This window comes from Variovorax sp. GW458-11-26-14-LB1, from assembly GCF_059423965.1.
In genome coordinates this window covers 1-17,436 of sequence record NZ_JBWKYW010000081.1, presented here as the reverse complement: position 1 = coordinate 17,436, position 17,436 = coordinate 1, and the positions used below count along the sequence as shown (strand labels likewise).

Below are 17,436 nucleotides of genomic sequence, written 5' to 3'. Positions count from 1 at the left end.
AGGATGCGGATGCGACACGCCCGGCGGCGGCCCGGGCCGGAAGCCCGGCTGCGGTCGCGGCGGGCGGAACCCCGGGTCGACGGGCGGCCGGATGCCCGGCCCGTGCGGGGGACGAACCCCGGGCCCATGAGGTGGACGAACCCCGGGTCCGTGGGGCGGACGCACGCCAGGCCCCGGCCAGGGCCGCGGCTGCCAGCCCGGGTGCACGGGCGGCGGCGGACGCCAGCCCGCGATCGGTGGCGGCGGGGGCCGGTGGCCCCACCAGCGCCGGTCGCCGTACCAGGGGCGGTCGCGGTAGTAGTCGGCCCAGTAGCTGCCGATCACGAAGCTCACGATGGGCACGCCGATGACCGCGCCGTAGGTGGCCAGCGGCACGCGCTGCTGCTGGTAGGCGTAGTCGAGGTTCCTCGCCCAGACCCAGCCGCGCCCGCCGTCGGGCAGCACCACGTCGCACCAGCCGTAGCCGCTGGTGCAGCCGACCACGTCGACCGGCTGCCCCGGCCCGAGCCGTGCCACCAGCGGGTAGTCGCCCGAGGGCCCGGCGCGCAGGTTGACCGCGCCGCGCGTGAAGGCCTGCTGCGCCGCCGCGGCGAGCGGCAGCAGCAGGACGAGCGCGCCCAAGGCAGCGCGGCGCAAGAAGGATGTGGCGTTCATGGGAGGCTCCTGTGCGTCCCAGCGTAGGCGTGGGGCGGGGAGCCGTCAATCAGCCGAGGGCGCACGTGGCGCCCGGCGTCAGGCGGCTTCTTTGTAGAAGCCGTTGCTGTTCAGGAGGCGGCCCTTGGCAGGCGCCACCGCCGCACCGATCGCCGCGATGTGGTCCGGCGTGGTGCCGCAGCAGCCGCCCACGATGTTCACCAGCCCCTCGGCCGCGAACTCGTGCAGCAGGCGCGAGGTGACGTCGGGCGTCTCGTCGAAGCCGGTGTCGCTCATCGGGTTGGGCAGGCCGGCGTTCGGGTAGCAGCTGATGTAGGTGTCGCCCGCCACGCGCGCCAGTTCCTGGATGTAGGGGCGCATCAGCGTCGCGCCCAGCGCGCAGTTCAGGCCGATGGCCAGCGGCTGCGCATGGCGCACGCTGTGCCAGAAGGCGGTGACGGTCTGGCCGCTGAGGATGCGGCCCGAGGCGTCGGTCACCGTGCCGCTGATGATCAGCGGCAGGCGCTGGCCGCTGTTGTCGAAATATTCGTCCACCGCGAACAGCGCGGCCTTGGCGTTGAGCGTGTCGAAGATGGTCTCGACCAGGATCACGTCGGCGCCGCCTTCGACCAGCGCCTCGGTCTGCTCGTAGTACGCCGCGCGCAGCGATTCGAAATCGACATTGCGCGCGCCCGGATCGTTCACGTCGGGGCTGATGCTCGCCGTCTTGGGCGTCGGGCCGAGGGCGCCGGCCACGAAGCGCGGCTTGTCGGGCGTGCTGTACTTGTCGCAGGCCGCGCGTGCGAGCTTGGCCGATTCGAGGTTCATCTCGCGCGCCAGGTGGGCCATCTTGTAGTCCTCCTGCGCGATGGTGGTGGCGCCGAAGGTGTTGGTCTCGATGAGGTCGGCGCCGGCCGCGAGGTAGGCCTCGTGGATGTCGGTGATGACGTCGGGGCGCGTGAGCGACAGCAGCTCGTTGTTGCCCTTCACGTCGCGCTCGAAGTCCTTGAAGCGCTCGCCGCGGTATTGCTCTTCGGTGAGCTTGAAGCGCTGGATCATCGTGCCCATCGCGCCGTCGAGGATGGCAATGCGGTTGGCGAGGATGCCCGGCAGCGCCTGGCCGCGGGTATAGATGAGGGGCTTGGTCATGTCCGCGATTGTAAAAACCCCGGTCTGGCCCGGCGCGCAGGCGGGTCTTGCCGGCGTCAGCCTTGCCCGCCCGCGATCTCCGCCAGCGCCTGCACGAAGCGCGCGTTGTCCGCGTCGGTGCCCACCGACACGCGGATAAAGGTCTCGAAACCCGGCTCCTTCCAGGGCTTGACGATGATCCCGCGCGCCAGCAACGCCTCGTTGACCGGCGCGTTGGGCCGACCAAGGTCGACGAACAGGAAGTTGGCCGCCGAAGGCGCGATGCGCAGGCCCGGCCAGACCGACCCGGCCAGGGCGCGAAGCTGCGCCGCCAGCGCCTCGCGCTGTTGCACGGTGCGCGCCACCGCCTGCGCCATGAAGGCCTCGTCGCCCCAGGCCGCCAGCGCCGCGGCCTGCGCCGCCAGGTTCACGTTGAAGGGCGTGCGCACGCGGTCGAGCAGCTGCACCAGCGCCGCGTCGGACGCGATGCCGTAGCCCACGCGCAGGCCGGCCAGGCCCCAGGCCTTGGAGAAGGTGCGCAGCACGATCCAGGGAGAGCGGCCTTCGCCGGCCGCCTGCCAGGCGCGCAGCAGGGCGAGCACGTCGGGGTAGCCGGGCGCCAGCCGCGCATATTCGTAGTAGGCCTCGTCCACCACCAGCAGCGTGCCCGCGGGCACCGCCGCGAGCAGGCGTGCGAAGTCGCCCGCATCGAACATGCAGCCGACCGGGTTCGAGGGGTTGGCCAGCATCACCACCTTGGGCCCGCGCGCGAGCGCGGCGCACCAGGCCTCGACGTCGAAGCCGAGTTCCGGCGTGAGCGTCAGCAGCTCGACCTGCGCGCCCATCATGCGCGGGTAGATCTCGTGCAGGCCGAAGGCCGGGCGCTGCGTGAGCACGCGGTCGCCCGGCGACAGCAGCGCCTGGCACAGCATCTGCAGGATGTCCTCGGAGCCGTTGCCGATCACCACCTCGCCGGGCTGCGCACCGGTGCGCTGCGCGATGGCGGCACGCAGCGCCGTGGAGTTGGCGTCGGGGTAGGTGCCCGCGCGCGCCGCCAGGTCGACCAGCGCCCGCGCCACCGCGGGGCTGGGGCCGTACGGGTTCTCGTTGCTCGCCAGCCGCGCGATCTCGCTGACGCCGTAGCGCGCGCGCACGGCGTCCGAGGACAGCCCCGCGTTGTAGGGCGGCAGCGGCGGCACCTCGGGGCGCGCGAACGCGTGGATGGCGGCGCTCACCGGGCGCCGCCTTCGACGAAGGCCAGCACCGCTTCCAGCATGCGGCGCACGTGCGGCTTCACGCCCGCGGCCACGTCGGGCAGGTAGTCGAAGGGCAGCGCTTCCTGCATGTAGCTCGACTGCGTCATCTCCAGCTGCACCGCGTGCACGCCGCCGGCCGGATTGCCGTACTGGCGCGTGATGTGGCCGCCCTTGAAGCGGCCGTTGAGCACGCCGGTGTAGCCCGGCGCCGATTCGGCGATGCCGCGCAGCGTGGCGGCCAGCGCGGGGTCGCAGCTCTTGCCGTCGGCGGTGCCCAGGTTCAGGTCGGGCAGCTTGCCCTCGAAGAAGCGCGGCAGCACGGAGCGGATCGAGTGCGCGTCCCACAGCGCGACGGTGCCGTGCGCGGCCGTGAGGCGATCGAGTTCGGCCTGCAGTTGCTGGTGGTACGGGCGCCAGACGGCCTCGCGGCGTTCGGCAACTTCTTCGTCGGACGGGTGGTCTTCGGGCTTCGCGTAGACCGGCGTGTCGTCGAAGGTGTCGACCGGGCACAGGCCGGTGACGCTCTGGCCCGGGTACAGGCTGGCGCCGTCCGGCGGACGGTTCAGGTCGACCACGTAGCGCGAGTGCGTGGCCACGAGCACCGAGGCGCCGAGTGCGTCGGCGAAGTCGTAGAGCTGCTCGAGGTGCCAGTCGGTGTCGGGCACGTGGCGCGCCTCGTCGGTGAAGCGCGCGGCCAGCGCGGGCGGCACGTGCGTGCCGACGTGCGGCATCGAGATCAGCAGCGGGCGCGTGCCCTGGCGGAAGCGGAACGCCGGTTCGGTGGTGGTGAAGGCCATGGGAATTCAGTCCTTGAGGAGTTGGGTGCGCGCGGCAACGAAGGCGGCGGCGGCATCGCCATGCAGCGCGTGGCGCCCGCCCGTGACGCGCGGGCGGCCCGCCACCCAGACCGCGTCGACGGCCGAGGTGCGGTGGCTCGCGAACACATGGGCCGAGAGCATGTCGGGCGCCGACAGGCCCTGCAGCGCGAGGTGATGGGCATCGAGCACGACGAAGTCGGCCTGCTGCCCCGCGGCCAGCCCGCCGACCGCGCGGCCCGAGGCTTGCGCCCCGCCCTGCACCGCTTCGAGCGTGAGCGCGGTGGCCACGTGCGGCTGCGCCGCGCTGGCGCCGACGTTGCGCTGGCGCCGGCCCAGGCGCTGGCTGTACTCGAGCATCAACAGTTCCTCGGCCGCGTTGACGCTGGCATGGCTGTCGGAGCCCACGCCCCAGGCGCCGCCGTGGCTGCGCCAGCGCGCGAAGTCGAAGATGCCATCGCCCAGGTTGGCCTCGGTGGTCGGGCACAGGCCCGCGACCGCGCCGCTCTGGGCCGCGTATTCGTACTCGGCGTCGTTCATGTGCGTGGCGTGCACGAGGCACCAGCGCGCATCGACGGCCGCGTGGTCGAGCAGCCATTCGACCGGGCGCAGGCCGCTCCACTCCACGCAGTCGTCCACTTCCTTCGTCTGCTCGGCGATGTGGATGTGGACCGGCGCGGTGCGATCGATGGCGTCCAGGCCGGCGAGCGCCTCGCGCAGCGCCTCGGGCGGCACGGCGCGCAGCGAATGCGGCGCCAGGCCCAGGCGCGCGCTCTGCGCGTCGCAGTCGGGCTTGAGCGCGTCGAGCAGGCGCAGCATCGATTCGGTCGAGCGGATGAAGCGGCGCTGTCCCTCGGTGGGCGGCTGGTCGCCGAAACCGCTGGTCTGGTAGAGCACGGGCAGCAGCGTGAAGCCGATGCCGGTGTTGTGCGCGGCGCGCAGCAGCGCGCGGCTCAGTGCCGCGTCGTCGGCGTAGGGGCGGCCGTCGGTGTCGTGGTGCACGTACTGGAACTCGCACACGCTGGTGTAGCCCGCCTCGAGCATCTCGGCGTAGAGCCAGGTCGCGATGGCCTCCATGTGCTGCGGGCCGAGGCGCGCGGCAAAGCGGTACATCAGCGTGCGCCAGCTCCAGAAGCTGTCCTGCTGTTCGGCGCGGTGCTCGGTGAGGCCCGCGAAGGCGCGCTGGAAGGCGTGCGAATGCAGGTTGGGCATGCCGGGGATCACCGGGCCGGTCGCCACCTGCGCGCCCGCTGGCGGTTGCGCGCCGGCCTGCACCTGCGTAAGCTGGCCGGCGTCGTTCCACGACAGCAGGACGTTCTTCGTCCAGCCTGCGGGCAGCAGCGCATCGGCTGCGAAAAGCGTGTGTGTCATTCGGTGGCTCCGATGGCGATGCGTCCCTGGCGCACCACGGCGCGCACCGGCTGCTGGCCGAACCAGTAGGCCAGCTCGGCGGCGTCGTGCAGGTTCCAGAGCACGAAGTTGGCGGGCATGCCGGGCGCGATGGCGCCGTGCGTGTCCTGCAGGCCGAGCGCGCGCGCCGCGTGCGCGGTGACGCCGGCCAGCGCCTCGGGCACAGTGAGGCGAAACAGCGTGCAGGCCATGTTGACCATCAGCAGCAGGCTCAGCGTCGGCGAGGTGCCGGGGTTGTGGTCGGTCGACACGGCCATCGGCACGCCCGCGGCGCGCAGCGCGTCGATGGGCGGCAGGTGCGTGTCGCGCAGCGTGTAGTAGGCGCCGGGCAGCAGCACGGCCACGGTGCCCGACTGGCGCATGGCCGCGATGCCGTCGGCCGACAGGTGCTCGATGTGGTCGCACGACAGCGCGCCGTAGCGTGCGGCCAGCGCCGCGCCGCCCATGTCCGACAGCTGCTCGGCATGCAGCTTCACCGGCAGGCCCAGCGCCTTGGCGGCTTGGAAGACCTGCTCGGTCTCCGCGAGCGAGAAGGCGATGCGTTCGCAGAACACGTCGACCGCATCGACCAGCCCTTCGGCCGCGAGCGCGGGCAGCATCTCCTTGCAGACGAGGTCGATGTAGTCGCCGCTGCGGCCCGCGTATTCGGGCGGCAGCGCGTGCGCGCCGAGGAAGGTGGTGCGCACGGTGACGCCGTAGGCCTCGCCCAGTCGCCGCGCCACGCGCAGCTGCTTGCGCTCGTGCTCGAGCGCCAGGCCGTAGCCCGACTTGATCTCGATGGCGCAGACGCCGTCGGCCAGCAGCTGCTCGAGGCGCGCGGCGGCCTGGGCGAAGAGCGTGTCCTCGTCGGCCTCGCGCGTGGCGCGCACCGACGAGACGATGCCGCCGCCAGCCTTGGCCACCTCTTCGTAGGTGGCGCCCGCCAGCCGCATCGCGAACTCGTTGGCGCGCTGGCCGCCGTAGACCAGGTGCGTGTGGCAATCGACGAGGCCGGGCGTGACGAGCGCACCGCCGCCGTCGTGCGGCGTGAGCCCCGCGAATTCGGCGGGCAGGTCGGCGCGCGCGCCGACCCAGCGGACCGTGCCCTGCGCGACCACGAGGGCGGCTTCGGCATCGGGCGCCAAGGTGACGCCGGGCGCCGCACCTGGCGCCAGGCGCAGGCCGGTCCACAGGCCGTCGGCCGAGGGGAATTCGCTGGGGGGTGTCATCGTCATCTCCTTTTTCTGTGGCTACTCAGGCCGGCACGAAGCGCACGGCCACCAGCCGCGCGCCGTCGCTCGCCGGTGCGGCCTGCCATGCCTGCGCGGCGTCGGTCCAGCACAGGCCGTCGCCGTCACCCAGGGCTTCGCCGTCACTCAAGCGCCACTCGCCGCGCAAGGCCAGCAGCACGCCGTGCGGCGCGGGCGCGATGTCGGCGGCGCGTTCCAGCACCTGCACCTCGGCGCGCCATTGGCCGCCGCGCGCCATCACGTTGAAGTCGTTCGAGGCGCCGCCGAGCAGCGTGCAGTCGATCGGGTCGTCGCCCGAAAAGGCGAAGGGCTGGTGCGGCACGTCGAGCCGGTGCGACACGCGGCCGTCGTGCGTGAAGAGGCGCACGCCGTCGCCTTCGAGCAGCATGATCTGGCGGTCGATGCCCGGGAACACCGAGAACGGGCCGGGCGACGCGATGGTGGCGATGCTCACGCGCCAGCCGAAGCTGTCGAGCCCCGCGCCTGGCGGCCAGCTGGCGATTTCCTGCGTGGTGCCGCCGCCGTTCTTCCAGGGCGTGGCGCGCAGGGTCGCGCGCGAAAAACGCTGCACGCTCATCGCATCAACCCGCCCTGGCGCAGCTTCTGTTCGAAATGCCGCAGGATCAGGGTCATCGTGCCCGTGAGCATGAAGTACACGAGCGCGATGGCCAGGTACACCTCGAGCGAGCGGTACGACACGCTGATGATCTTCTGGCCTTCGTGCATCACGTCATGGATGGTCAGGAGCGACACCAGCGCCGAGTTCTTGATGAGCGCGATGAACTCGTTGCCCAGCGGCGGAATCATGCGCACCACGGCCTGCGGCAGCACGATCTGGCGCATGGCCACGCCGGGCGTCATACCCAGCGACTGCGCGGCCATGGTCTGGCCCTTGTCGATCGACTGGATCGCGCCGCGCACGATCTCGGACACGTAGGCGCCCGAGTACACGCCGAGCCCCAGCACGCCGCACACGAAGGCGGGCAGCAGGATGCCGAAGTGCGGCAGGCCGAAGAACAGGATGAACAGCTGCACCAGCAGCGGCGTGCCGCGAATCGCCGCCACGTAGGCGGTGCACACGCCGTAGATCCAGCGCCGCTTCGGGTTCAGCCGGCCGATGCCGACCAGCAGGCCCAGCACGCACCCCAGGGCCAGCGCGCAGGCGGTGATCTCCACCGTGACCAGCGCGCCGCGCAGCAGGTCGGGCCAGCCCTGCCAGACGGGCGAGAAATCGAAGTCCATGGCGCGCTTACTTGGCGGTGGCGCTGAACCACTTCTTCACGATGGCGGCGTAGGTGCCGTCGGCCTTGAGCTTCTCGATCGCGCCGTTCACGGCCTTGGTGAGCTCGGGCGTGTCCTTGCGGATGGCCATGCCGTATTCCTCGGTGGTGATCTGCTCGTCGAGCACCTTCAGGCCGCCGCGCGTGCGCACGTACTGGAAGGCGGCGGGTTTGCCGGTGACGGCGGCGTCGGCGCGGCCGATGTCCACGAGGTTGAACATCTCCTGGTTCTTCTCGACTTCCATCAGCTGCACCTGCGGGAATTTCTCCTTCGTGTACGACACGGACTTGGTGCCCACCTGCACGCTGACCTTCTTGCCGTTGATGTCGGCCGGCTTCTTGATGGTCGTGTTGTTGTCCTTCACCATGACCACGAGGCCGCCGGCGTAGTACGGCACGGTGAAGTCGACGACCTTCTTGCGCTCGTCGGTGATGTAGATGCCCGACACGGCCATGTCGAAGCGCTTGGAAATGAGGCCCGGCACGAGGCCCTTGAAGTCGATGTCGATCCACTCGATCTTGCGACCCAGCGTCTTGCCGATGGCCTCGACCAGCTCCACGTCGAAGCCGGTGCGCTTGCCGTTTTCCACGAACTCCATCGGCGGGAAGGTGGCGTCGGTGGCCACGCGCAGCGGCTCGCCCTGGGCTTGCGCGGCGCCAGCGAAACCGAAGAAGGCGAGGCCGGACAGGGCGGCGGCGACGAGGGTGCGACGGGTGTTCATGGGGAGGGCTTTCGTGGAGGTGAGGGAGGGAGAAAGAAAAAGAAAAGCGGCGACTACTGCAGTGCGCGCGAGATGCGGGCCGCCGTGACGACGGTCATGTGGACCAATGCAGCTTCCATGCCTTCGACGCGCGTGAGCGGGGCCATGAGCGTGATCGCCCCGCGCAGGCGCCGGCCCGCGGCCAGCACCGGCGCGCTCGCGCCCCACACGCCGGCATCGACCTCGCCGTGGGTCACGGCATGGCCGGCGGCGCGGATGGCGTCGAGTTCGGCGGCGCGCTCGGCGCGGCGTTCGGGGCCTTCGTCGAGCCCGTCGAGCAGCAGGTCGCGCGCGTCGTCGGGCGCGTGGGCCAGCAGGCACTTGGCGCTGGCGCCGTCGCGCGCGGGCACGCTGCGGCCGCGGTCGAAGGAGCAGCGCAGCGACTGTTCGCTGTCGATCATCTCCAGGCACACGACGCGCTCGTTCACCAGGGTGACGAGCGCCACGCTCTCGTGGCTTTGCTGCGCCAGCACGCGCATGTCGGCGCGCGCGGCCATCACGAGGTCGGAGTTGCCGTCGAAGCCGCTGGCCAGCTGCACGCTGACGGGCCCCGGCGAATAGCGGCCCTCGGACTCCATCACGAAGCCCCAGCGGCGCAAGGTGGCGACCTGGCGGTACAGCGTGCTCTGCGACAGGCCGGTGGCCTGCACCAGCTCGGCCGCCGTCATCGCCGCCTTGCTTTGCGCCAGCACCGACAGCACGAACAGCGCGCGGTCGTTGTGGGCGGGAGCGTCAAGGGGGGTCGTCATCGGGGGCAATCGCTGGGCGGTCGAAAGTGGATGCGGCGTGCAGTATCTTGCTCGCCGTTCTCACGACCAAGCCCGAATTCCCACTCGATGGGAATGAGCGCGTTTTTTCTTTCTACCTTCGTCTTACCGGGGCTCAGCGCACCAGCAGCGGAAAGAGCGGATCGTCCATCGGCGCGCCGGCCGGCAGGCGCTCGGCCAGGCCCGGGAAATCGGGCGAGGTCTTCCAGCTGCGCGGCGCGTGGCGGATGTCGTCGCCCATAAAGCGCACCGAGAACACGCGGCGCCGGTTCGGCCCCTCGACGCCGGCCGCCGCATGCAGCGTGAGCATGTGGAAGCAGACGAAGTCGCCGGGCTCGATGTCCCAGCCGACGATGGGAAAGCGCTCGCGCGCGCCCTCGATGTCGGGCAGGTCGTCGAGGCTGCCTTCGGGGAACCACTTGGCGTGGTTGTCCATGAAGGTGCGCGGCATCAGCCACGGCCCCTTGTGGGAGCCGGCCACGAACTCGAGCGTGGCGGCACGCGACACCGGATCGACCGGAATCCACATGCTGACGTTCTGCATGCCCTCGATGTTGTAGTAGGGCTGGTCCTGGTGCCACGGCGTGCGCTGGCGCGTGCCGGGCTCCTTCACGAGCAGGTGGTCGTGGTACAGGCGCACGGTGTTGGAGCCCATGAGCCGCTGCGCGAGGGGCGCCAGCGGCGCCTGCCGGATGAAGCGGCCGAAGGCGTCGATCTCCTGCCAGTTGCAGAAGTCCTCGAAGAAGCGGCCCGGGTCGTCGGGCCGGCTCGCGACCTTGGCGCGCGGGCTGGGCGCCGCCAGGTTCGCCTCGATGCCGTCACGCAGCAGCGCGAGTTCGTCGGCCGTGAGCAACTGGCGGATGCAGACCGCGCCGTCGCGCTGGAACTGCGCCACCAGCGCGTCGTCCACGCGTTCGCGCACGCGGCGCTGCAGGTCGCAAGCATCGAGGGTCATCGTCGGGTCTCCTTCGTGTGTCGGGTGTCGGGTGACCCGCTTTTTTACTTCACCTGCGGCGCCTGCCGGCCTTACTTGATCATCGGCAGCTTCAGGCCCTGCTTCTTCGCCGTGGCCACGGCGATGTCGTAGCCCGCGTCGGCATGGCGCATGACGCCGGTGGCCGGGTCGTTGAAGAGCACGCGCCCGATGCGCTTGGCCGCCGCGTCGGTGCCGTCGCACACGATCACCACGCCCGAATGCTGCGAGTAGCCCATGCCCACGCCGCCGCCGTGGTGCAGGCTGACCCAGGTCGCGCCGCCGGCCGTGTTGAGCAGGGCGTTGAGCAGCGGCCAGTCGGAGACGGCGTCGGTGCCGTCCTTCATGGCTTCGGTCTCGCGGTTCGGGCTGGCGACCGAGCCGGTGTCCAGGTGGTCGCGGCCGATGACGATCGGGCCCTTGAGCTCGCCGTTCTTCACCATCTCGTTGAAGGCCAGGCCGGCGATGTGGCGCTCGCCCAGGCCGAGCCAGCAGATGCGCGCGGGCAGGCCCTGGAAGGCGATGCGCTCGCGCGCCATGTCGAGCCAGCGGTGCGTGTGCGTGTTCTCGGGGAACAGCTCCTTGATCTTGGCGTCGGTCTTGTAGATGTCTTCCGGGTCGCCCGAGAGCGCCACCCAGCGGAACGGGCCCTTGCCTTCGCAGAACAGCGGACGGATGTAGGCCGGCACGAAGCCCGGGAAGTCGAAGGCGTTCTTCACGCCTTCGTCGAACGCGACCTGGCGGATGTTGTTGCCGTAGTCGACCGTGGGAATGCCCATGGCCTGGAAGTCGAGCATGGCCTGCACGTGCACGGCGCACGACTTGGCGGCGGCCTTCTTCAGCGCGTCGTGTTGCGACGCGTCCTTCATGGCGGCCTGCCACTGCGGCACGGTCCAGCCCGAGGGCAGGTAGCCGTTGATCAGGTCGTGCGCGGAGGTCTGGTCGGTCACGAGGTCGGGCTTGAGGCCACCGGCCTTCGCGCGCTTGACCAGCTCGGGCAGGATGTCGGCCGCGTTGCCCAGCAGCGCGATCGACACGGCTTCCTTGGCATCGCAGTGCTGCTTGATCAGTTCGAAGGCGTGGTCGATGTCGCGTGCCTGCTTGTCGACGTAGCGCGTGCGCAGGCGGAAGTCGATGCTCGACTGCTGGCACTCGATGTTCAGCGACACGGCGCCGGCCAGCGTGGCCGCGAGCGGCTGTGCGCCACCCATGCCGCCCAGGCCTGCCGTGAGGATCCACTTGCCCGCGAGGCTGTTGTTGTAGTGCTGGCGGCCGGCTTCGACGAAGGTCTCGAAGGTGCCTTGCACGATGCCCTGGCTGCCGATGTAGATCCAGCTGCCCGCCGTCATCTGGCCGTACATGAAGAGGCCCTGGCGATCGAGCTCGTTGAAGTGCTCCCAATTGGCCCACTTCGGCACGAGGTTGGAGTTGGCGAGCAGCACGCGCGGTGCATCGGCATGCGTCTTGAACACGCCGACCGGCTTGCCCGATTGAATGAGCAGCGTCTCGTCGTCTTCCAGTTCCTTCAGCGAGGCGAGGATCTGGTCGTAGCAGGCCCAGTCGCGCGCGGCGCGGCCGATGCCGCCGTACACCACGAGGTCTTGCGGGCGCTCGGCCACCTCGGCGTCGAGGTTGTTCTGCAGCATGCGGTAAGGCGCTTCGGTGAGCCAGCTCTTGCAGTTCAGCTCGGTGCCGCGCGGGGCGCGGATCACGCGGGTCGGGTCATGGCGCGGATCGGCGCCGGTGGTGGTGTTCAGGGCGAATTTGTCGGGTGCGTTCATGGCGTGGTTCTCCTTGTCGGGTGGCGGTCGGTACGGATCACTTCGAGTGGCTGGGCAGGATGTCGAGCAGCGCGGCCGGCAGGTCGGCCGCGAGCGCCCACAGGCGCATGGCTTCGATGTCGGGTGCGAGGTAGCGGTCGGTCTCGAGGAACGCGACCTTCTGGCGGATGCGGGCGAATTCCGCTTCGACCAGCGGCGAACTCTTCAGCTTGCGCTTGAGTTCGATGCCCTGGGCGGCGGCCATCGCTTCGATGCCCACCACCACGGCGGTGTTGTTGACCATGTCGCCCAGGCGGCGCGCCGCGAAGGTGGCCATCGACACGTGGTCTTCCTGGTTGGCCGAGGTCGGCAGGCTGTCGACGCTGGCGGGGTGCGCGTGCGACTTGTTTTCCGAGGCGAGCGCGGCGGCCGTGACCTGCGCGATCATGAAGCCGGAGTTCAGGCCGCCGTCGCGCACCAGGAAGGGCGGCAGGCCCGACAGGCCGCTGTCGAGCAGCAGCGCGAGGCGGCGCTCGGCGATGGCGCCGACTTCGCTCACGGCCAGCGCAATGATGTCGGCCGCGAAGGCGACCGGCTCGGCGTGGAAGTTGCCACCCGAGATCACCTCGCCGGTGTCGCAGAACACGAGCGGGTTGTCCGATGCGGCGTTGGCTTCGATGACCAGCACGCGCGAGGCGTGGGCCAGGTTGTCGAGGCAGGCGCCCATCACCTGCGGGATGCAGCGCACCGAGTACGGGTCCTGCACGCGGCCGCAGTCGGCGTGCGAAGGCACGATCTCGCTGCCGTCGAGCAGCGTGCGCACGGCGCCGGCCACGGCGATCTGGCCGGGCTGGCCGCGCGCGGCGTGGATGCGGGCGTCGAAGGGCTTGATCGAGCCCTGGATGGCTTCGAGCGACAGCGCGCCCGACATCAGCGCGGCGGCGAACACGTCTTCGGCGCCGAACAGGCCGGCCAGCGCCAGCGCGGTCGACACCTGCGTGCCGTTGAGCAGCGCCAGGCCTTCCTTGGGGCCGAGCACGAAGGGCTCGAGGCCGATGCTGCGCATGGCTTCGGCGCCGCTCACCTTCTTGCCGTCGGCCAGCGTGGCTTCGCCTTCGCCGATGAGCACGCAGGCCATGTGGGCCAGCGGCGCGAGGTCGCCCGAGGCGCCGACCGAGCCCTTGCACGGGATGCTGGGCGTGACGCCGGCGTTGAACAGCGCCAGCAGCGCATCGACCAGCGCGGGCCGCACGCCCGAGTGGCCGCGCGCCAGGCTCACGGCCTTGGTCGCGAGGATCATGCGCACCACCGGCGCGGCCAGCGGCTCGCCGGTGCCCACGCTGTGCGAGAGCACGAGGTTGCGCTGCAGCTCGGCCAGGTGGTCGTTGCCGATGCGCGTGCTGGCGAGCTTGCCGAAACCGGTGTTGATGCCGTAGACCACCTCGTCGTTCTCGACGATGTGGCGCACCGCGGCCTCGGCCTTGGCCATGCCGTCCTGCACCGACGGGTCGAGCGCAAGGTGCACGCCGCCGGCCTGGATGCGTCGCAGCATCGCAAGGTCGACCTTGCCGGGCGTGAGGGTCAATGTGGCGTGGGGAGTGGCGGTGTGATTGCTTGGCATGTGAACCTGTCTATACAAGTGGTTGCGAGAGAAAACCTTGTCCTTTGGACATTTAAAAAAGACTCACGGTCCCTTCGTGGAACACCGCGGAACCGGCTTTGCCGGGCCGCTGGTGTTGCCCCCGGCGAGGGGGTTGGCGAAGCGACACGAAGTGCGCGAAGACTGGGGGAGCGTCATATTCAGCCGAAGGTCGGGTTGCCGTCGGACTTGAATCGGCTGCCCAGGCTGTAGCGCGACGCGGGATGCAGGCAGCGCACCCAGGTCACGGGCGTGTTGCGGATCCAGGTGCGGCGCGTCAGCAGCAGGCAGGGGTCGGTGGGCGCCATCGCGAGCCGCTCGGCCTGTTCGGCGCTGGGCAGCACGGCATCGACGACGTGTTCGATCTGGTCGAAAGGCACGTTGCGCACCAGGTACTCGCTGGGCGGCACGACCGTGAAGTCCTGCTCGAGAAAGTCGGGCACGACCTGCGGGTTGACGTAGCGCTCCTCGAGCTGCACGGGCGTGTCGTTGTCCAGGTGCAGGCAGGCGCTGTGGAACACCGAGTCGCCCGCGCGCAGGTCGAGCCAGGCGGCCACGTCGGGCGAGGCCGCGAGGCGCTCGACCGCGAGCATCTCGCAGCGGTAGTCGTGGCCGCGCTGGCGGATTTCGCTGGCGATGTTGGCGATCTGCAGCAGCGTCGACTGCGGCTTGTTCTCGGCCACGAAGCTGCCGACGCCGGCCACGCGCACGATGCGCCCCTGCTCCATGAGCTCGCGCAGGGCGCGGTTCACGGTCATGCGCGCCATGCCGAACTGCGCGACCAGCTCGTTCTCGGAAGGCAGGCGGTGGCCGGGCGGCCACGTGCCGTCCTGGATCTTGCGGGAGATGTGATCCTTGACTTGCGCATAGAGCGCGAGGGACGGCAGGTCGCGTTTCATCGTGCTTTCAATGTTCCGCGGCGGCCATCGACTCGGCGCGGATTTCTTCGGTCAGGCGCGCCTTGATGTCCATGAACTCGGGCGAGGTCTTGATGGTGTAGCTGCGCGGGTGCGGGAAGTCGACCGCGATCTCGGTCTTGATGCGGCCCGGCCGCGCGCTGAACACGGCCACACGGTTGGCCATGAAGATCGCCTCGTCGATGTCGTGCGTGACGAACAGCACCGTCTTCTGCGCCGACTCCCAGATGCCCAGCAGCAGCTCCTGCATGAGCACGCGGGTCTGGTTGTCGAGTGCGCCGAAGGGCTCGTCGAGCAGCAGCATCTTGGGGTCGTTGGCCAGCGCGCGCGCAATGGCCGTGCGCTGCTGCATGCCGCCCGAGAGCTGCTTCGGGAAGTGGTGCTCGAAGCCGCGCAGACCCACCTTGGCAATGAAGAACTCGCTGCGTTCCTTCTGGTCGGCTTCGCTCATGCCGCGCTCGCGCAGGCCGAAGCGGATGTTCTGCGCCACCGTGAGCCACGGGAAGAGCGTGTAGCTCTGGAACACCACGCCGCGGTCGGCGCCGGGGCCTTCGATGCGCTCGCCGTCGAGCATCACCTGGCCGGTGGTCGGGAAGTCGAGCCCCGCCACGATGCGCAAGAGCGTCGACTTGCCGCAGCCCGAGGGGCCGAGGATGGTGACGAAGTCGTTCTCCTTCACCTCGAAGTCGATCGGCTGCAAGGCCTGCGTGCGCTGGCCCTTGGTGCCGGTGAAGACGCGCGAGACGCCCTGGATGGAAAGTTGGTTCTTCACAGTGCAGCCCATGCAAACAGACGGCGATTCATCGCCTTGAAAGCGAAGTCGGACAACAGGCCGATGACGCCGATCACGATGATCCCGAAGATGATCTGCCCGGTGTTCAGCAGCGCCTGGCTGTCGGTGATCATGTGGCCGATGCCCGACGAGGAGCCGATCAGTTCCGCCACGATCACATACGTCCAGGCCCAGCCCAGCACGAGGCGCAGCGTTTCGGCGATGCCCGGCGCAGCGCCCGGAATGAGCACGCGCGCCACGATGCCGCGGCTGTTGGCGCCCAGCGTGTAGGCGGCCTCGACGAGGTCGCGCCGCGCGCCGCCCACGGTGACGGCCACCATCAGCACGATCTGGAAGAACGAGCCGATGAAGATCACCAGGAGCTTCTGCATTTCGCCCAGGCCCGCCCACAGGATGAGCAGCGGGATGAAAGCCGAGGCCGGCAGGTAGCGGCAGAACGACACAAAGGGCTCGAAGAAGGCCTCGACGGTCTTCCAGGTGCCCATGGCCACGCCCAGCGGCACCGCGATGACGGCCGCCAGCAGGAAGCCGCCGAACACGCGCCACACGGTCATGCCGATGTCGCCGATGAAACCGTACTCGGTGAAGAGCAGCCAGCCCTCCTTGACCATCGTGATCGGGCTCGCCAGGAAGGTGGGCGACACGAAGCCGCCCAGCGTGGCGATGCCCCACACCACCACGAAGAGCACGAAGAAGCCCAGCCCCAGCAGCGTGCGCGCGGACGCGCTGATGGGCTCCAGCGGCGCGAACACGCGACGCCGCACGGGAGGCGCGGGCGGCGGCGTCACGGCGCGCGCCGGGGCGGCGGTCATCGGTTGCATCTGCGGCAAGGCCTTACTTGACATAGCTGGCGTCGAAGGTGGCGGCATAGTCTTCCGGCGCCTTGCGGATCACGCCGGCCTCCAGCAGGATGGCCGCGGCTTCCTTCATGAAGCTGGTGAGCTCGCCTGCGAAGAACTTCTGGTTGGCGGCCTTGTCCTGCCAGCGCAGGTACGCCGACGACTTGGCGAACTGCTCGCCGCTTTGCTTGACGGCCGAGCCCATGAGCTCGTTGGCCTTGGCCGGGTCGGCCTTGATCATGTCCAGCGCGTCGAAGTACGACTTGGTGAGCGCGGCGGCAGCCTTGCTGTTGGCCTTGAGCCAGGCGGGGGCGCAGCCGACGGTGTCCATCACCATCGGGTAGTCGAGCGTGGTGGCCAGGATCTTGCCGGCGGCCGGGTTGGCGCGCACGGTCGACAGGTAGGGCTCGTAGGTCATGGCGGCGTCGTTCTGGCCGGCCACGAAGGCTTGCGCGGCGGGCTGCGGCTCGAGCGAGACCACCTTCACGTCCTTCAGGCTCATGCCGTTCTTGCTGAGCATCCAGGCCAGGCCGAAGTACGGCGCGGTGCCCGGGGCGCTCACGCCGATGCTCTTGCCCTTGAGGTCGGAGAAGCTCTTCACGTCGTTGCGCACGGCCAGGCCGTCGGCGCCGTAGGATTTGTCCATCTGGAAGATCTGCACGATCGGCACGCCGTTGGCGTTCCAGGCCACGTGCGTCTCCACCGTGGTGGCCGCGCACTGGATCGCGCCGGAGGCCAGCGCCAGGTGGCGGTCCTTCTGCGGGATCATCTTGAGTTCGACGTCCAGCCCGTTCTTCTTGAAGATGCCGGCCTTGTCGGCCAGCGACAGCGGCGCAAAGCCGGTCCAGCCGGACATGCCGAGCGAAATCTTCGTGTCCTGGGCGGCGGCCGTTCCGGCCATGCCCGCTGCACATGCACCTGCTGCCAGCAGCGAAGCGACTTTCACAACTACCTTGACCATGGGGACTCCTGGTTCCATTTTTTGAGAGAGGTGACTCGGCGATACATGCCCGGGGGATATGGGCAGCACGCCTCGCATTGTTGCCAGGCGCCCCAACTTGTATATACAGGATAACCCGAAAGTCCTGTTTTGGTGCATCTCCGAGAGAAATGCCCCAGTTTGCTGTCTAGACAAGAGGGGTGCCGGGACGGGGTTCACCATTGCAAACGCCGTGCCACAGTCATATCGGAGCCGCTGGGGGACAATCGGCGTCCGCCCCGGCTCCGGCCCTTTTC

General features: G+C 69.7%; 17 protein-coding genes. All 17 read right to left on the bottom strand.

What is annotated here, in order from left to right; genetic code table 11:
- The coding region (locus tag AC07YS_RS30880; RefSeq protein WP_495273953.1) for an SH3 domain-containing protein at nt 1–654 on the bottom strand (654 nt) is incomplete at its 3' end.
- A gap of 78 nt (nt 655–732) precedes the next feature.
- Nucleotides 733–1,782: a homocysteine S-methyltransferase family protein gene (locus AC07YS_RS30875; protein ID WP_070064057.1), complete on the bottom strand. Its 1,050-nt coding sequence runs from the start codon at nt 1,780–1,782 to the stop codon at nt 733–735.
- Nucleotides 1,783–1,838: 56 nt separating this feature from the next.
- Nucleotides 1,839–2,996 (bottom strand): histidinol-phosphate transaminase, encoded by a 1,158-nt coding sequence (locus AC07YS_RS30870; protein ID WP_495270142.1) that lies wholly within the window; start codon nt 2,994–2,996, stop codon nt 1,839–1,841.
- Nucleotides 2,993–3,814, bottom strand: a complete 822-nt coding sequence (gene hutG, locus AC07YS_RS30865) for an N-formylglutamate deformylase (protein ID WP_062482294.1) — start codon at nt 3,812–3,814, stop codon at nt 2,993–2,995. Before hutG ends, AC07YS_RS30870 begins: the two co-directional genes overlap by 4 nt.
- Nucleotides 3,815–3,820: 6 nt before the next feature.
- Nucleotides 3,821–5,203, bottom strand: coding sequence for a formimidoylglutamate deiminase (locus AC07YS_RS30860; RefSeq protein WP_495270143.1), 1,383 nt, complete (start codon nt 5,201–5,203; stop codon nt 3,821–3,823).
- A complete protein-coding gene (gene hutI / locus AC07YS_RS30855; RefSeq protein ID WP_495270144.1) occupies nt 5,200–6,450 on the bottom strand; it encodes an imidazolonepropionase in 1,251 nt (416 codons plus the stop codon). The genes AC07YS_RS30860 and hutI overlap by 4 nt, the downstream gene beginning before the upstream one ends.
- A gap of 25 nt (nt 6,451–6,475) precedes the next feature.
- Complete coding sequence (locus tag AC07YS_RS30850) at nt 6,476–7,048, bottom strand: HutD/Ves family protein (protein WP_495270145.1); 573 nt, start codon at nt 7,046–7,048, stop codon at nt 6,476–6,478.
- Nucleotides 7,045–7,713 carry an amino acid ABC transporter permease gene (locus AC07YS_RS30845; RefSeq protein ID WP_062482282.1) on the bottom strand — a complete coding sequence of 223 codons (669 nt, stop codon included), beginning with the start codon at nt 7,711–7,713 and terminating at the stop codon, nt 7,045–7,047. Before AC07YS_RS30845 ends, AC07YS_RS30850 begins: the two co-directional genes overlap by 4 nt.
- 7 nt (nt 7,714–7,720) lie before the next feature.
- A complete protein-coding gene (locus AC07YS_RS30840) occupies nt 7,721–8,473 on the bottom strand; it encodes a transporter substrate-binding domain-containing protein (protein WP_062482279.1) in 753 nt (250 codons plus the stop codon).
- A 53-nt stretch (nt 8,474–8,526) separates the two neighbouring features.
- Nucleotides 8,527–9,261, bottom strand: coding sequence for an IclR family transcriptional regulator (locus AC07YS_RS30835; RefSeq protein WP_095951039.1), 735 nt, complete (start codon nt 9,259–9,261; stop codon nt 8,527–8,529).
- Between the two features lie 133 nt (nt 9,262–9,394).
- Nucleotides 9,395–10,234 carry a phytanoyl-CoA dioxygenase family protein gene (locus AC07YS_RS30830; RefSeq protein ID WP_495270146.1) on the bottom strand — a complete coding sequence of 280 codons (840 nt, stop codon included), beginning with the start codon at nt 10,232–10,234 and terminating at the stop codon, nt 9,395–9,397.
- Between the two features lie 71 nt (nt 10,235–10,305).
- Nucleotides 10,306–12,033, bottom strand: a complete 1,728-nt coding sequence (gene hutU, locus AC07YS_RS30825; protein ID WP_492687203.1) for a urocanate hydratase — start codon at nt 12,031–12,033, stop codon at nt 10,306–10,308.
- Between the two features lie 37 nt (nt 12,034–12,070).
- Nucleotides 12,071–13,633 carry a histidine ammonia-lyase gene (gene hutH / locus AC07YS_RS30820; RefSeq protein ID WP_070064048.1) on the bottom strand — a complete coding sequence of 521 codons (1,563 nt, stop codon included), beginning with the start codon at nt 13,631–13,633 and terminating at the stop codon, nt 12,071–12,073.
- Nucleotides 13,634–13,812: 179 nt separating this feature from the next.
- The gene (hutC, locus tag AC07YS_RS30815) at nt 13,813–14,550 is read right to left on the bottom strand and encodes a histidine utilization transcriptional repressor HutC (RefSeq protein WP_095743138.1); all 738 of its coding nucleotides are present in this window, start codon (nt 14,548–14,550) and stop codon (nt 13,813–13,815) included.
- A 7-nt stretch (nt 14,551–14,557) separates the two neighbouring features.
- Nucleotides 14,558–15,352, bottom strand: a complete 795-nt coding sequence (locus AC07YS_RS30810; RefSeq protein WP_062481286.1) for an ABC transporter ATP-binding protein — start codon at nt 15,350–15,352, stop codon at nt 14,558–14,560.
- On the bottom strand, nt 15,337–16,182 hold the full coding sequence (locus AC07YS_RS30805; RefSeq protein ID WP_370870104.1) for an ABC transporter permease: 846 nt from the start codon (nt 16,180–16,182) through the stop codon (nt 15,337–15,339). Before AC07YS_RS30805 ends, AC07YS_RS30810 begins: the two co-directional genes overlap by 16 nt.
- Nucleotides 16,183–16,195: 13 nt before the next feature.
- Nucleotides 16,196–17,161, bottom strand: a complete 966-nt coding sequence (locus AC07YS_RS30800; protein WP_495270147.1) for an ABC transporter substrate-binding protein — start codon at nt 17,159–17,161, stop codon at nt 16,196–16,198.
- Between the last annotated feature and the right edge of the window lie 275 nt (nt 17,162–17,436).

What these genes read in the sequence shown, in the direction of transcription:
- AC07YS_RS30875 (WP_070064057.1), bottom strand. Translation starts at nt 1,782, where the DNA reads ATGACCAAGCCCCTCATCTATACCCGCGGCCAGGCGCTGCCGGGCATC.
- hutG (WP_062482294.1), bottom strand. Translation starts at nt 3,814, where the DNA reads ATGGCCTTCACCACCACCGAACCGGCGTTCCGCTTCCGCCAGGGCACG.
- AC07YS_RS30860 (WP_495270143.1), bottom strand. Translation starts at nt 5,203, where the DNA reads ATGACACACACGCTTTTCGCAGCCGATGCGCTGCTGCCCGCAGGCTGG.
- hutI (WP_495270144.1), bottom strand. Translation starts at nt 6,450, where the DNA reads ATGACACCCCCCAGCGAATTCCCCTCGGCCGACGGCCTGTGGACCGGC.
- AC07YS_RS30850 (WP_495270145.1), bottom strand. Translation starts at nt 7,048, where the DNA reads ATGAGCGTGCAGCGTTTTTCGCGCGCGACCCTGCGCGCCACGCCCTGG.
- AC07YS_RS30845 (WP_062482282.1), bottom strand. Translation starts at nt 7,713, where the DNA reads ATGGACTTCGATTTCTCGCCCGTCTGGCAGGGCTGGCCCGACCTGCTG.
- AC07YS_RS30840 (WP_062482279.1), bottom strand. Translation starts at nt 8,473, where the DNA reads ATGAACACCCGTCGCACCCTCGTCGCCGCCGCCCTGTCCGGCCTCGCC.
- AC07YS_RS30835 (WP_095951039.1), bottom strand. Translation starts at nt 9,261, where the DNA reads ATGACGACCCCCCTTGACGCTCCCGCCCACAACGACCGCGCGCTGTTC.
- AC07YS_RS30830 (WP_495270146.1), bottom strand. Translation starts at nt 10,234, where the DNA reads ATGACCCTCGATGCTTGCGACCTGCAGCGCCGCGTGCGCGAACGCGTG.
- hutU (WP_492687203.1), bottom strand. Translation starts at nt 12,033, where the DNA reads ATGAACGCACCCGACAAATTCGCCCTGAACACCACCACCGGCGCCGAT.
- hutH (WP_070064048.1), bottom strand. Translation starts at nt 13,633, where the DNA reads ATGCCAAGCAATCACACCGCCACTCCCCACGCCACATTGACCCTCACG.
- hutC (WP_095743138.1), bottom strand. Translation starts at nt 14,550, where the DNA reads ATGAAACGCGACCTGCCGTCCCTCGCGCTCTATGCGCAAGTCAAGGAT.
- AC07YS_RS30810 (WP_062481286.1), bottom strand. Translation starts at nt 15,352, where the DNA reads ATGGGCTGCACTGTGAAGAACCAACTTTCCATCCAGGGCGTCTCGCGC.
- AC07YS_RS30805 (WP_370870104.1), bottom strand. Translation starts at nt 16,182, where the DNA reads ATGCAACCGATGACCGCCGCCCCGGCGCGCGCCGTGACGCCGCCGCCC.
- AC07YS_RS30800 (WP_495270147.1), bottom strand. Translation starts at nt 17,161, where the DNA reads ATGGTCAAGGTAGTTGTGAAAGTCGCTTCGCTGCTGGCAGCAGGTGCA.